Consider the following 13,526-nt stretch of genomic DNA (forward strand, 5'->3'; position numbering starts at 1 on the left):
TGCGTGCGTGGGCGCGTGCGTACGTACGTGGCAAGTGGCGGGGAGCAAGTGCTGCGTGGGTTCTCACCGGCTAAGTTACGCTGCGACAGCTCGCCCCGGCAGAGGTTTCGGGGGAGGGATGGGGAGAGTGGTGGTACCGTGCGCGCCTCGTTGATCCAGCTGGGTGTCGATCCCGACGAGTCCGTCCCCGCGCGCCGCGAGCGCGCCGCGGAACTGGTGCGCGGCCTGGGCGGCAGCGATCTCGTTGTCCTGCCGGAGCTGTGGACGGTCGGCGCGTTCGCGTACGAGGCGTACGCCGCGGAGGCCGAGACACCGGCGGACGGGCCGACGGCCGCGGTCATGGCGCGGGCCGCGCGCGAGGCCGGCGTGTGGCTGCACGCCGGTTCCGTCGTCGAGCGGGACGCCGAAGGCCGGCTCTACAACACCTCCCTGGTCTTCTCCCCCGCCGGCGAACTCGCCGCCACCTACCGGAAGATCCACCGCTTCGGCTTCGACGAGGGCGAGGCCGTGCTGATGGCCGCGGGCACCGAGCCCACCACCGTCCGCCTGGCGGAGACCACGGTCGGCCTGGCGACCTGCTACGACCTGCGCTTCCCCGAGCTGTTCCGCTCCCTGGTCGACGCCGGCGCCGAGGCCTTCGTCGTCCCGGCGGGCTGGCCGGCCAGGCGCCGCGAGCACTGGACGCTGCTGGCCCGCGCCCGCGCCGTGGAGAACCAGTCCTACGTCCTGGCGTGCGGCACCGCCGGCACCCACGCGGGCGTCGCCCAGGCCGGCCACAGCCTCGTCGTCGACCCCTGGGGCGAGGTGCTGGCGGAGGCCGGTGAGCGGGAGGAGATCCTCACCGTGGACCTGGACATGGCCCGGGTGGCCAAGACCCGCGAGGACTTCCCGGCCCTGAAGGACCGCGTACTGCGCTGACCCGGCGCCCCGTAGGGGCGCGGGGAACTGCGCGATCGGCCACCGACGGCCTGCAGCCGACGCGCAACCGCGGGCGCGTCGTGGCTTGTCGCGCAGTTCCCCGCGCCCCTTATGGGGCGCTGCATCCGCCGGGCAGGCCCTAAACGGCGCTAACCGGCCGCGTCGGCCGGCCCGTCCACCGGCGTGATGAAGACGAAGCGCAGGTCCATGCGCTGTATCGGCAACAGGACATGGCTGGTCACCCGCACCTCCGCATGGTCGTGGTACGGCAAGCGCAAGCGAAAAACGTGGCCGTCGCGGTGTTCGACGACGTCGAACTCCTCGGCCCAGATGCGCCGGCAGTCGGCGTCGGCCTCCAGGATCTCGCTCACGAGGACGCGCAGCGCGGCATCGGTGGGGTTGCTGTTGGCGGCCACGCGGAGCATCGCGAGGTAGACGCGGGCGCAGCTGTCCTCCCAGTCGAGCATCTGCTCGCGGGCCTCGGGGTGCAGCAGGGCCCAGCGCATCAGGTTGGGCCGGGGCCGCAGCACCCACGGGAACCACTCGCCCATCAGGGTGTTGGCGGCGACGATGTTCCAGGCGCCGTCCGAGAGGTACGCCGGGTAGGTGACCTGCTGTTCGAGCAGGGCGCGCACGCCCTGGGGCAGGTCGCCGCAGGTCTCGGCGGGCCGGGGCGGGCGGCGGCCGGTGACGGCGAGGAAGAGGGTCAGGGTCTCGTCCTCGCTCAGCCGCAGGGCGGCGGCGACGCGCAGCAGGAAGCCCTCGGAGAAGTCGTGGCGCCGGCCGGCTTCCAGGGCGCGGTACCACCCCTCGCTGACGCCCGTCATGCGGGCGACGTGCTGCTGCGAGAGCCGGCGCCCGGGGCGGGGGTGGACGTAGCGCAGTTCCGGGACGGTCCGGGCGTCGACGCGTGCGCGCCAGGCCCGCAGCAGGCGGCTGATGGATTCGCCGTCGTCGGCACGACCAGCGGCGCCCTTCACGGCGGCCTCCCAATCCGACACTGCAAGTGTCGGTCAATCTTAAGTAAATTGCCCAGCACGGGCCATTCCACCCTCTGTCAGGGTGGAGGCCCGAGGCCGCTCCGTACACGGAAACAGGGCCCGGACACGCGCTCCCTCCTCGCTGGAGGGGGGCGAGGAGAGATGCGTCCGGGCCCTGTTTCCTTTGCCGTTTTCCTTTGCCGTGTTTCTTTTACCGTCAGCCCCAGGTGATCAGGCGCTTGGGGTCCTCCAGGACGGCGGCGACGTCCGCGAGGAAGCGGGAGCCGAGCTCGCCGTCGATGAGGCGGTGGTCGAAGGACAGCGCCAGGGTGGTGACGTGGCGCGGCTTGACCTTGCCCTTGTGGACCCACGGCTGCAGCTTGATCGCCCCGAAGGCCAGGATCGCGGACTCGCCCGGGTTGAGGATGGGCGTACCGGTGTCGACGCCGAAGACGCCGACGTTGGTGATCGTGACGGTGCCGCCCGCCATGTCCGCGGGGCTCGTCCTCCCCTCGCGCGCGGTCGCCACCAGCTCGCCCAGTGCCCGGGAGAGCTCCGGGAGCGTCCTGGTGTGGGCGTCCTTGATGTTCGGCACGATCAGACCGCGCGGGGTCGCGGCGGCGATGCCCAGGTTCACGTAGTGCTTGAGGACGATCTCCTGGTTCTCCTCGTCCCAGGCGGCGTTGACCGCCGGGTTGCGCTTGATGGCGACGAGGAGCGCCTTGGCGACCAGCAGCAGCGGGTTGACGCGCAGGCCCGCCATGTCCGGGTCGGACTTCAGCTTCTCGACGAGCTTCATCGTGCGCGTGACGTCGACGGTGACGAACTCCGTGACGTGCGGCGCGGTGAAGGCGCTGGCCACCATCGCCTGCGCGGTGGCCTTGCGGACGCCCTTGACGGGGATCCGCGTCTCGCGGGCGCCGTACGCCGGGGCCTCGGCGGCCGGCGCGGCAGCCGCTTCCGCGGCGGGGGCGGCGGGTGCGGCCTGCGTCGCCGCCGCGACGGCCGCGTGCACGTCGTCACGGGTGACGACCCCGCCGGGGCCGGTCGGGGTGACGGAGGCCAGGTCGACGCCCAGGTCCTTGGCGAGCTTGCGCACGGGCGGCTTGGCCAGCGCGCGGCCCTGCGCGGGTACGGCGCCCGTACCGGGCGCAGCCGGCGCCACGGGGGCCACGGGGGCCGCGGGAGCGTGCCCGTTCAGCTCGGCCTGCAGGGCTGCGGCCACCGAGGCCGTACCCGTACCCGCTTCCGGCCGCGCCTTGCGCGGCCTGCGCTTGGTGGACGACGGCGCCGCGCCGTACCCCACCAGCACGGCCTGCCGGCCCTGCGGCTCGGCCTCGGCCTCGTCCGGCAGCGCCGGGGCGGCCTCGGCGCGGCTCTCCGCGTGGGCAGCGGTGGCCGCCGGGGCCTCCTCCGCGGGCCCCGCGCCGGGCTGGGTGTCCACGGAGATGATCACCTGGCCGACGTCGACGGTCGTGCCCTCGGGGAAGCGCAGCTCGTGCACCACGCCGTCGAAGGGGATCGGCAGTTCGACGGCCGCCTTGGCGGTCTCGACCTCGCAGACCACCTGGCCGTCGGCGACGGTGTCGCCGACGTTCACGTACCACTTGAGGATCTCGGCCTCGGTGAGTCCCTCGCCGACGTCCGGCATCTTGAACTCGCGGAAGCGCTGGGTGCTTGCAGTCATGGTCACGAAACCCTCTCCCCTAGTACGCCAGCGCCCGGTCGACGGAGTCGAGCACCCGGTCCAGGCCGGGCAGGTACTCGTCCTCCAGCCGCGAGGGCGGGTAGGGGGCGTGGTAGCCGCCGACCCGCAGGACGGGGGCCTCCAGGTGGTAGAAGCAGCGCTCGGTGATGCGCGCGGCGATCTCCGCCCCCGAGCCGAAGAACACCGGTGCCTCGTGCACCACGACGAGCCGGCGGGTCTTCTCGACCGACTTCTGCACGGTGTCGAAGTCGATGGGGGAGACCGACCGCAGGTCGATCACCTCCAGCGACTTGCCCTCCTCGGCGGCCGCCGCGGCGGCCTCCAGACAGGTCTTGACCATGGGGCCGTAGGCGACGAGCGTGAGGTCCGTGCCCTCGCGCACCGTGCGGGCGGCGTGCAGGGGGCCGGGGATCGCGGTGGTGTCGACCTCGGCGCGGTCGTGGTAGCGGCGCTTGGGCTCGAAGTAGATCACCGGGTCGTCGCTCTGGATGGCCTGCTGCAGCATCCAGTACGCGTCCTGCGCGTTCGACGGCGAGACCACCTTCAGGCCCGCGACGTGCGCGAACAGAGCCTCGGGCGACTCGCTGTGGTGCTCGACCGCGCCGATGGCACCGCCGTAGGGGATGCGGATGACGACGGGCAGCTTGACCTTGCCGAGCGCGCGGGCGTGCATCTTGGCCAGCTGGGTGACGATCTGGTCGTACGCCGGGAAGACGAAGCCGTCGAACTGGATCTCCACGACGGGGCGGTAGCCGCGCAGGGCCAGGCCGATGGCGGTGCCGACGATGCCGGACTCGGCCAGCGGGGTGTCGATCACCCGCTCCTCGCCGAAGTCCTTCTGCAGCCCGTCGGTGACCCGGAAGACGCCGCCGAGCTTGCCGACGTCCTCGCCCATGACGAGGACCTTGGGGTCGCTCTCCAGTGCGGTGCGCAGGGAGGCGTTGATCGCCTTGGCGATCGTGAGCTTCTCGGTGCCCATGACTACTTGCTCTCCTCGTCCGCGAACGACGCCTGGTAGGCCAAGAACTGTGCACGCTCCTCGTCGACGAGCGCGTGGCCGTCGGCGTAGGTGTGCTCGAACATCGCCATGTCGTCCGGGTCCGGCATGGTGCGCACGGTGTCGCGCACGCGCTTGGCGAGCGCGTCGCTCTCCGCCTCGAGCTCGGTGAAGAACGCCTCGTCGGCGTGGCCCTCGCGCTCCAGCAGGGCGCGCAGGCGCAGGATCGGGTCCTTGGCCTCCCACAGCTCCCGCTCCTCGTCGCGGCGGTAGCGCGTGGGGTCGTCGGAGGTGGTGTGGGCGCCCATGCGGTAGGTGAACGCCTCGATGAGCATGGGGCCCTCGCCGCTGCGGGCGCGGTCGAGCGCGGCACGGGTGACGGCGAGGACGGCAAGGACGTCGTTGCCGTCGACGCGCACGCCGGGGAAGCCGTAGCCCTGGGCGCGCTGGTACAGCGGGACGCGGCTCTGGCGCTCGGTGGGCTCGGAGATGGCCCACTGGTTGTTCTGGCAGAAGAACACCACGGGCGCGTTGTAGACGGCGGCGAAGGTGAAGGCCTCGGCCACGTCGCCCTGGCTGGAGGCGCCGTCGCCGAAGTAGGCGATGACGGCGGAGTCGGCGCCGTCCTTGGCCACGCCCATGGCGTAGCCGGTGGCGTGCAGCGCCTGCGAGCCGATGACGATGGTGTAGAGGTGGAAGTTGTTCTCGTTGGGGTCCCAGCCGCCGTTGTTCACGCCGCGGAACATGCCCAGCAGGTTGGTGGGGTCGACGCCGCGGCACCAGGCGACGCCGTGCTCGCGGTAGGTGGGGAAGACGTAGTCGTCGTCACGGGTGGCCCGGCCCGAGCCGATCTGGGCGGCCTCCTGGCCCAGCAGCGAGGCCCACAGGCCCAGTTCGCCCTGCCGCTGCAGGGTGGTGGCCTCGCCGTCGAAGCGGCGGGTCAGCACCATGTCGCGGTACAGACCCCGCAGTTCCTCGGGCGACAGGTCGATGGAGTAGTCCGGGTGCTCGACCCGTTCGCCTTCCGGCGTCAGCAGCTGGACGAGTTCGCTCTCGCCGGCGGCCTTCTTGGCCCCGGCGCGCTTGCTGCTGCGTCGCGGCTTGCGCGCGGCAGTGCTGTCCACGGTCACGTGTGCTCCTCCGTCTGTCCGGCCCCCGGGGTCGCCGGCGGCCAGAGGGGGTCCCCCCGCCGTGGGGCGGGAAGAGGCTCGCTCGATCCCCGGCGGCACACGGGGTGGGTGTGCCGAGGCCGGAACCGGGCGTGACAGGCGCCCCGGCCAATGGCCTGCAATAAGCACGTTACCCAGTGGGGGGCATTCCTGCGAAACCCCGCTTGACCTGCGATTTTGCTTGGATTTCCAAGTAAATCGAGAAAGCCGGGCCAATGCGGGGACACTTCCACTGGTCAGCGCCTTGCGAGCGGCCGGAACGGGGGCACGTTATCCCGGAGGACTCGGGCGGGGGAAGAGTCGATGTGTGAGACTGGCAGCGTGCGCGAGCAACGAAAAATCACGGTATTTCTGCTTGACGACCATGAAGTCGTACGGCGCGGCGTGCATGAGCTCCTCTCCGGCGAGGAGGACATCGAGGTGGTCGGCGAGGCCGGGACGGCCGCCGACGCGCTCGTGCGCATTCCGGCCACCCGCCCCGACGTCGCCGTACTGGACGTTCGTCTTCCGGATGGCAGCGGAGTCGAAGTATGCCGTGAGATCCGCTCGCAGGACGACGGCGTCAAGTGCCTGATGCTCACCTCGTACGCCGACGACGAGGCGCTCTTCGACGCGATCATGGCGGGGGCGGCGGGCTACGTCCTCAAGGCCATCCGCGGCACCGAGCTGCTCTCGGCCGTACGGGACGTGGCGGCCGGCCGGTCCCTGCTGGACCCGGTGGCCACCGCCCGGGTGCTGGAGCGGCTGCGGGACGGCACGGGCGGCCGCGGCGACGACCGGCTCGCCTCCCTGACCGACCAGGAGCGCCGCATCCTCGACCTGATCGGCGAGGGGCTGACCAACCGCGCCATCGGCGAGCGGCTGCACCTGGCGGAGAAGACCATCAAGAACTACGTCTCCAGCCTGCTGTCCAAGCTCGGCATGGAGCGCCGCTCCCAGGCCGCCGCCTACGTCGCCCGTTTGCAGGCGGAAAAGCGCTGAGAATGTGCGCGGCATTGCGCCGGCGACCACGCTGACGAGCATTGATAAACGTGAAGTAAGGACTTACGTCCCATTCCCCAGGGCCGGGAGCCCCTGGGGGCCCGTTCACCCGCACGGCAAAGTGGTGCCCATGCCAACCGCATACCCCGACGAACGGCGCGCCCTCGATCTGCTCGCCCGCACCCCCTACGGCCGCGTCTCCGTGAGCATGCGCGCCCTGCCGTTCGTCACCGTCGCCCGGCACATCGTGGCCGATGACGCCCCCGCGCGCGTCCTGCTGCGGCTGCACGGCGGCTTCGGTTACGCACAGGCCTGCGACGGCAGCGTCGTGGCGTACGGCGCGGACAACCTCGCCGACCGCGAGGAGGGGGACGAGGCGGTGTGGACGGTGCAGTTCGTCGGCACCGCACGGGTGATCACCCCGCGGCCCGAGGAGCTCGCCCGCTTCGGCCGCGCCCCGCACACCGCGGACGGCGAGCCCTTCCAGGCCGAATACCTGTGCATAGAACCCCAGTTCATCAGCCTGCACCACCTCGAAGGCGTTCCCGCGCGACGCTCCGTGCACGCTGCGTGAACTAACATTTGGGACGTGCCGCGCTCACTTGTATCCCCTTGTGCCCCACCCGACGCTCCACCTGACAACGGCACCCTGCCCGACCACGGCACCCTGCGCACCCTGCTGCGGCGCTACGAACGTGCCGGCGAACCCGTCTCCTGCGAAACGCTGACCGAGGGCCTCCTCAACCGCGGCTACCGCCTCTCCACCACCAGGGGACGCTTCTTCCTCAAGCACCACCTCGACGGCGACCGCGACGCCATCTCCCACCAGCACGAGGCCACCCGCCGCCTCGGCGAGATCGGCCTGCCCGTGGCCCCGCCCGTGCCCGACGCCGACGGCAACACCGTCGCCGTCCTCGGCGGCCGCTGCTACGCCCTGCACCCCTGGGTCGAGGGCAGGCACCGCGACGGCGGCGAACTCACCGCCGCCCAGTCCCGCCGCCTGGGCGCGCTGCTGGGAAAGGTCCACACCTCACTGGAACAGGTCATGGCGGGCCGCGCGGGCGTCCCCGCCGCGGAACGGGCCGCCGAGGGCGCCACGGGCGCCCCTGACGCCGCCGCCGACCCGGCACAGACGTTCGCCCTCATCGAGGAGCTCCTGGAGCTCGTACGGCGCGGCAGGCGCGGCCGCCCCCGCGACTGCTTCGACGAGCTGGCCGAGCACCGCCTGATCGAGCGCCGCGCCCTGCTGGAGCGCTACGCCCACCTGCGGCCGCCCGCCGCGGTCATCCCGGCCCGCGGCTGGGTGCACGGCGACTTCCACCCGCTCAACCTGCTCTACCGCGACGGCGAGCCCGCCGCGATCGTCGACTGGGACCGGCTGGGCGTCAAACCGCGCGCCGAGGAGGCCGTCCGGGCCGCGGTGATCTTCTTCCTGCGGCCCGACGGCACGCTGGACCTGGTGAAGGTACGGCCGTACGCCCGCGCCTACCGCCGGGCCGCCGGAGCCGACGCGGCGGAGCTGGCGGCCGCCGTGCACCGCGTGTGGTGGGAGCGGCTCAACGACTTCTGGATGCTGCGCTGGCGCTACCAGCTCGGCGACCACCGCGCCGACCCCGGCTTCCCGGCGTCCGCGGCCCTGTCGGTGTGGTGGACGCGCGCGTACGACGCGGTGCGCGACGCCTTCACGGACTGAAACGGGCCCGAACCCGCACCGAAAACGAACCGAGCGGCCCCGCAGGGCCGCTCGGCGCGTCTCAGCCTCCGGTGGCCCCGCGGGTCGTGGTGCCGCCGGGGTTGCCCGTGGTGCCCGGGTTGCCGGACGTCCCGGTGTTGCCGGTCGGCTCGGTCGGCGCCGACGGCTGGCCCGAGGGCTTGTTGTCACCGCCGTCCGACGGCTTGCCCGGGTTCGACGGCTCCGTGGAGGGGTTGCCCGAGGGCTGCGTCGAGGAGTGCGTGCCCTTGGACGGGGCGGTCGTCTGGTCGTCCTCGTTCGGGTCCGTCCAGCTGCCCCGGTCGCCGGAGTCGCCGCCGGTGGTGCTGTTGTGGTCGGTGCCGCCGTTGCCGGGCTTCTTGCTGTGCGACTTGCTCGGGCTCGGGGAGTCGGAGACGGAAGGCGAGACGGTGGTCTTGTCCGGCTTGTTGTTGCCGGTGGTGTCGCTCGTGTTCATCGCCTTCACCGCCCACACCGCGCCCGCCACGATCACGATCAGCGCGACCGCCGCGAGCAGGACCGTACGGGCCCGGCCGCCGCCGTTGCCGCGGCCGCCGCCCCCGCGGGGGCCGTTGTAGCCGTCGAAGCCGCCCTCGTCGCCGCCGTTGCGCCGGGGGATGAGCGGCGGCTGCGCGGGGCCGCCGTGCTGCGGGACCTGCGGCAGCGCGGTGGTGGCCGCCATGCCGGGGCCCGCGCCGCCGATGACCTGGGTGGCCGCGGTGACCTGGTCGACCGGGCCGGTGTTCCACTGGCCGGTGTGGCTGCCGGCCTCGTGCAGCATCTGCAGCGCGTACTGGACCAGGCCGCGCATCTCCTCGGCGCTCTGGAAGCGGTCGTCCGGGTCCTTGGCGAGGGCGCGCATGACGAGCCCGTCGAGCTCCGGCGGGACGGCGCCGAGCACCTGCGAGGGCGGCACGGGGGTGTCCTGGACGTGCTGGTAGACCACCGACAGCGGGGTCTCGCCGGTGAACGGCGGGCGCAGCGCGAGCAGTTCGTACAGCAGGCAGCCGGTGGCGTACAGGTCCGAGCGGGCGTCGACGGTCTTGCCGAGGGCCTGCTCGGGCGAGAGGTACTGCGGCGTGCCCATGACCATGCCGGTCTGGGTCATGGTCGAGGCGGCGCCGTGCAGGGCACGGGCGATGCCGAAGTCCATGACCTTGACCGCGCCCGTGTTGGTGATGATCACGTTGGCGGGCTTGATGTCGCGGTGCACGATGCCGTGCTGGTGGCTGTAGGCCAGCGCGTCCAGCACGCCCGAGACGATGATCAGGGCCTGCTCGGGCGGCGGCGCCTCGGAGTTGAGGAGGAGGTCGCGAATGGTGCGGCCTTCAACCAACTCCATGACGATGTACGGCACGACGTTGCGCCCGACGGTGTCCTCGCCGGAGTCGTAGACCGCGACGACGGCGTGGTGGTTCAGGCCGGCGACGGACTGTGCCTCGCGGGTGAAGCGGGCCTTGGAGACCGGGTCCTCGGCCAGGTCCGCGCGCAGCAGCTTGACGGCGACGGTGCGGCCGAGGCGCACGTCCTCGGCGGCGAACACCTCCGCCATGCCGCCGCGGCCGAGCCGGTGGGTGAGGCGGTAGCGGCCGTCGCCGACCAGCCCTCCATTGCCCCACATTTCAGGCACATCGGGCATTCCGGCCCCGTTGGCGTCAGGGTCGGACGGACCCTGGTCGCTCTGCGTCTGTGCCATCAGTCCTCGCCGTCGTGTCTGGCCGCTTCGCGTGGGAGGCGATTGCGCGGGGAAACTCGTAGGTTCTTCCGCTAGGGCACGGTACAGCCTTCGCGCCGCGCTCCGGTCCGGGATGGACCGGCTATCAAACCCGTACCGGTATGAGCAAGGCAAATCCCGTGACGGCTTGTCGCGCATCCGGTCACGGAACGGGCACGCGGCTTGACGTGCCCGCGGCCTGGGGCAGACTTGGCCGGGATGAACCGAAGAACAGCCGGATCCGAGCGCTTGCCGGACGGCTGTGATCCCGACCGGGATCACCAGGCGAGCGCCGAGGGGGAAGCAACACCATGAGCCAGGACGGCGCACAGGCCCGCTACGCCGGACGGTCCGTCGGCCGCGGTCGCTACCAGCTGCGCGACCTGCTCGGCGAAGGCGGCATGGCCTCCGTCCACCTCGCCTACGACACGGTGCTCGACCGGCAGGTCGCGGTCAAGACCCTGCACACCGAACTGGGGCGCGAGTCCTCCTTCCGCGAGCGCTTCCGCCGCGAGGCGCAGGCCGTGGCCAAGCTCACGCACACCAACATCGTCTCGGTCTTCGACACCGGCGAGGACGAGCTGGACGGCACCACGATGCCGTACATCGTCATGGAGTACATCGAGGGCCGGCCGCTGCGCTCGGTGCTCGACGAGGACGTGGCCCGCTTCGGCGCGATGCCCGCCGAAAAAGCGCTCAAGATCACATCGGACGTGCTGGCCGCGCTCGAGGTCAGCCACGAGATGGGGCTGGTCCACCGGGACATCAAGCCCGGCAACGTGATGATGACCAAGCGCGGCGTGGTCAAGGTCATGGACTTCGGCATCGCCCGCGCCATGCAGTCCGGCGTGACCTCGATGACCCAGACCGGCATGGTCGTGGGCACCCCGCAGTACCTCTCCCCCGAGCAGGCCCTCGGCCGCGGCGTGGACGCCCGTTCCGACCTGTACTCGGTCGGCATCATGCTCTTCGAGCTGCTCACCGGCCGGCTGCCGTTCGACGCCGACTCGCCCCTGGCCATCGCGTACGCGCACGTCCAGGAGGAGCCGCCGGTCCCCTCGTCGATCAACCGCTCCGTCCCGCCGGCCGTGGACGCCCTGGTCGCCCGCGCGCTGAAGAAGAACCCGAACGAGCGCTTCCCCAGCGCCGAGGCCATGCGCGACGAGTGCGCCCGGGTCGTGGGCACGGCCCAGGCCGCGCCCTCGCCCCTGATCGTGCCCGGCACGGGCCCCGCCCGCAGCGGCGCCGGCGTCGGCTCGGCCGTCTTCCCGCCCGTCGACGGCCAGGCGCCCGCTCCGGGCCCGCAGTCGCTCCAGACCCCCTACCAGCCGCAGCCGGCGCCCCAGGGGCCCTACAGCGGCCCGTACGGGCCCGCCACGCCCCCGCAGGGCCCGCCGGCGTACGCGGCCCCGGCGGCCGGCTACCAGGCCGGTCCGGGCACCCCGCCGCCGTACTCCGCGCCTGCGGCGCCCAACGCGCCGGTGAGCGGCAGCGGCGGCGGCAAGGGCAACAAGCCGGTCGTCATCGGCTCGGCGGTCGTCGCCGTGCTCGCCGTCATCGGCGTGATCACGGCCATCGTCCTGAACAAGGGCGGCCACGACGACAACAACAACCAGGCCCAGGGCGGCGGCAGCTCGCAGTCCGCGGCCCCCGCCCCGGGCGGCGGCAACACCACCGGCGGGAGCGGCACGGGCGGCGGCTCCGGCGCCCAGGCGAAGGTCAAGGACGGCGACAAGTCCAAGACCATCCCGACGGAGAAGTGCACCAAGGCGTACGACAGCTACTCGGACAAGTCGAAGAAGACCACGCCGGACTTCAAGTACCTCTACATCGACTCGGTCAAGGAGTGCCTGCAGGCGGCGGGCTGGAAGTACCGCGTGGACGTGACCAACGAGAACACCTGGGGCAAGGGCACCGTGATGACCCAGCAGCCCGAGGCCGGCGACCCGTTCGACCCCAAGAACGGCACGGTCGTGCTGCAGGTCTCCACGGGCGAGTCGGGCTCGTAGCGTTCGTACGGAAAGAGCGGGTGGCCGGTGCCGGCCACCCGCTCTTTCCGTGCGTGTCCGTGCGTGTTTACAGGTACGGGCCCGAGCGGGCGCCGCCGTGCTGCGGACCCTCGTGGTCGTCCTCGACCGTCAGGCCGGGCGGCAGGGCGCGGCGCATCTGCTCCAGCTGGGCCCGGGCGGCCATCTGCTGGGCGAAGAGGGTGGTCTGGATTCCGTGGAAGAGCCCCTCCAGCCAGCCGACCAACTGCGCCTGCGCGATGCGCAGTTCCGCCTCGCTGGGGATTGTCCCGTCGGTGAAGGGCAGGGACAGCCGCTCCAGCTCCTCCACGAGCTCGGGGGCCAGGCCGTCCTCCAGCTCCTTGATGGAGCCGCGGTGGATCTCCTTGAGCCGGACCCGGCTCGCCTCGTCGAGAGGCGCCGCCCGGACCTCTTCGAGCAGCTGCTTGATCATGCTGCCGATCCGCATGACCTTGGCAGGCTGTTCCACCATTTCCGTCACCGGGACCTCGCGCGGCTCGTCGTCGCCCTCCCCGCCGCCGGGGCTGGCGTTGCCGAGAGCCATGCCGTCCGGTCCTACGACCAGGATGTGCGGGCTCTCCTGCGACCGTTCATTCCTCGGCATATCCATGCCGCCATTCTCTCGCACAGGTGATTTCCCCCTGTTGATGCCCCCGTACACGCCTGATCCACCGCGGGGGCGCGCGGGGGCGCGAACTTCGTCCGGGCGCACGCCCCCCGTCCGCTACCGGCGTCGCAGCCGTAGCGCGAGGAACCCCAGGCCCAGACCTGTCAGTGTCATCCCCGTACCCAGGGGCAGCACGCGTATGACACGGTCGCGTTCCCTCGTCGCCGTGCGCCGCGCCGCCGGGGTGGCGGGCGCGCGGGCCGCGTCGGGGACCGGCGAGGCCGCCGGCGGCGGCTCGGCCGGCGTGGCGGCCGGCTCCTCCTCCTGCTCGCCGGTCACGTCGTCGGTGTCGTAGCCGGTGTCGCCGTCGCCCCCGGGGTCCCTGCGGGGCGCACCGTGCCGGGGCGTACCGTGCCGGGGCGCACGGCCGGGGTGCCTGCGCCCCTCGCCCGCCAGGGTGCCCGCGAGGCGCCCGGTCGGGGAGGGGGACGGCGGGTCCGCGGCGGGCGCCGAGGGGGCGGCCGTGGGCTCCCGGTCGGACGCCAGGGCCGGCGGCCCCGTCGTGGCCGGGGCTATGAGGGCCGCCGAGACCGTCAGGGCGAACAGGAACCCTCGCGCTCCGGTGCTGCCGGCCATGTCGCCGCCTCCGAGAGCCCCCCTGCGGACATCTGCGGACGTTCCCCACCCTCACACGCCGCCGGCGGCGGGGCGGCG

General features: G+C 72.3%; 12 protein-coding genes. 5 read left to right on the plus strand and 7 right to left on the minus strand.

Annotated features, from left to right (window positions below; genetic code table 11):
- The first annotated feature begins 138 nt into the window (after nt 1–138).
- Complete coding sequence (locus ABD361_RS02415) at nt 139–918, plus strand: carbon-nitrogen family hydrolase (RefSeq protein WP_344432943.1); 780 nt, start codon at nt 139–141, stop codon at nt 916–918.
- A 149-nt stretch (nt 919–1,067) separates the two neighbouring features.
- On the opposite strand, the gene ABD361_RS02420 is transcribed toward ABD361_RS02415, so the two are convergent.
- The 4 genes from ABD361_RS02420 to pdhA all read right to left on the minus strand — a co-directional run bounded on the left by ABD361_RS02420 (nt 1,068) and on the right by pdhA (nt 5,733).
- Nucleotides 1,068–1,898 carry an MmyB family transcriptional regulator gene (locus ABD361_RS02420; protein ID WP_344432944.1) on the minus strand — a complete coding sequence of 277 codons (831 nt, stop codon included), beginning with the start codon at nt 1,896–1,898 and terminating at the stop codon, nt 1,068–1,070.
- Nucleotides 1,899–2,115: 217 nt separating this feature from the next.
- A complete protein-coding gene (locus ABD361_RS02425; protein ID WP_344432945.1) occupies nt 2,116–3,585 on the minus strand; it encodes a dihydrolipoamide acetyltransferase family protein in 1,470 nt (489 codons plus the stop codon).
- A gap of 19 nt (nt 3,586–3,604) precedes the next feature.
- A complete protein-coding gene (locus ABD361_RS02430; RefSeq protein WP_344432946.1) occupies nt 3,605–4,585 on the minus strand; it encodes an alpha-ketoacid dehydrogenase subunit beta in 981 nt (326 codons plus the stop codon).
- A 2-nt stretch (nt 4,586–4,587) separates the two neighbouring features.
- Entirely contained in the window at nt 4,588–5,733 is a 1,146-nt protein-coding gene (gene pdhA / locus ABD361_RS02435; RefSeq protein WP_344432947.1) for a pyruvate dehydrogenase (acetyl-transferring) E1 component subunit alpha, read from the minus strand.
- Between the two features lie 360 nt (nt 5,734–6,093).
- Here pdhA and ABD361_RS02440 point away from each other — a divergent pair, with 360 nt between their 5' ends.
- The 3 genes from ABD361_RS02440 to ABD361_RS02450 all read left to right on the plus strand — a co-directional run bounded on the left by ABD361_RS02440 (nt 6,094) and on the right by ABD361_RS02450 (nt 8,446).
- On the plus strand, nt 6,094–6,753 hold the full coding sequence (locus tag ABD361_RS02440; RefSeq protein ID WP_344432948.1) for a response regulator: 660 nt from the start codon (nt 6,094–6,096) through the stop codon (nt 6,751–6,753).
- 130 nt (nt 6,754–6,883) lie between these two features.
- Complete coding sequence (locus tag ABD361_RS02445) at nt 6,884–7,327, plus strand: pyridoxamine 5'-phosphate oxidase family protein (RefSeq protein ID WP_344432949.1); 444 nt, start codon at nt 6,884–6,886, stop codon at nt 7,325–7,327.
- A gap of 15 nt (nt 7,328–7,342) precedes the next feature.
- Nucleotides 7,343–8,446, plus strand: coding sequence for a phosphotransferase (locus ABD361_RS02450; protein ID WP_425583123.1), 1,104 nt, complete (start codon nt 7,343–7,345; stop codon nt 8,444–8,446).
- Nucleotides 8,447–8,507: 61 nt separating this feature from the next.
- On the opposite strand, the gene ABD361_RS02455 is transcribed toward ABD361_RS02450, so the two are convergent.
- Nucleotides 8,508–10,160, minus strand: coding sequence for a protein kinase domain-containing protein (locus ABD361_RS02455; RefSeq protein ID WP_344432950.1), 1,653 nt, complete (start codon nt 10,158–10,160; stop codon nt 8,508–8,510).
- 329 nt (nt 10,161–10,489) lie between these two features.
- On the opposite strand from ABD361_RS02455, the gene ABD361_RS02460 reads away from it, so the two are divergent.
- Nucleotides 10,490–12,187 (plus strand): protein kinase domain-containing protein, encoded by a 1,698-nt coding sequence (locus tag ABD361_RS02460; protein WP_344432951.1) that lies wholly within the window; start codon nt 10,490–10,492, stop codon nt 12,185–12,187.
- Nucleotides 12,188–12,254: 67 nt separating this feature from the next.
- On the opposite strand, the gene ABD361_RS02465 is transcribed toward ABD361_RS02460, so the two are convergent.
- On the minus strand, nt 12,255–12,815 hold the full coding sequence (locus tag ABD361_RS02465) for a bacterial proteasome activator family protein (protein WP_344432952.1): 561 nt from the start codon (nt 12,813–12,815) through the stop codon (nt 12,255–12,257).
- Nucleotides 12,816–12,929: 114 nt separating this feature from the next.
- On the minus strand, nt 12,930–13,448 hold the full coding sequence (locus tag ABD361_RS02470) for a hypothetical protein (RefSeq protein ID WP_344432953.1): 519 nt from the start codon (nt 13,446–13,448) through the stop codon (nt 12,930–12,932).
- Nucleotides 13,449–13,526 lie beyond the last annotated feature (78 nt).

The organism is Streptomyces luteosporeus, assembly GCF_039532865.1.
GTDB classification, from domain to species: domain Bacteria; phylum Actinomycetota; class Actinomycetes; order Streptomycetales; family Streptomycetaceae; genus Streptomyces; species Streptomyces luteosporeus.

Bases quoted from the DNA above. Each gene is read 5' to 3' on its own strand.
- ABD361_RS02465 (WP_344432952.1), bottom strand. From the start codon at position 12,815: ATGGATATGCCGAGGAATGAACGGTCGCAGGAGAGCCCGCACATCCTG.
- ABD361_RS02430 (WP_344432946.1), bottom strand. From the start codon at position 4,585: ATGGGCACCGAGAAGCTCACGATCGCCAAGGCGATCAACGCCTCCCTG.
- ABD361_RS02425 (WP_344432945.1), bottom strand. From the start codon at position 3,585: ATGACTGCAAGCACCCAGCGCTTCCGCGAGTTCAAGATGCCGGACGTC.
- ABD361_RS02455 (WP_344432950.1), bottom strand. From the start codon at position 10,160: ATGGCACAGACGCAGAGCGACCAGGGTCCGTCCGACCCTGACGCCAAC.
- ABD361_RS02445 (WP_344432949.1), top strand. From the start codon at position 6,884: ATGCCAACCGCATACCCCGACGAACGGCGCGCCCTCGATCTGCTCGCC.
- ABD361_RS02460 (WP_344432951.1), top strand. From the start codon at position 10,490: ATGAGCCAGGACGGCGCACAGGCCCGCTACGCCGGACGGTCCGTCGGC.
- ABD361_RS02470 (WP_344432953.1), bottom strand. From the start codon at position 13,448: ATGGCCGGCAGCACCGGAGCGCGAGGGTTCCTGTTCGCCCTGACGGTC.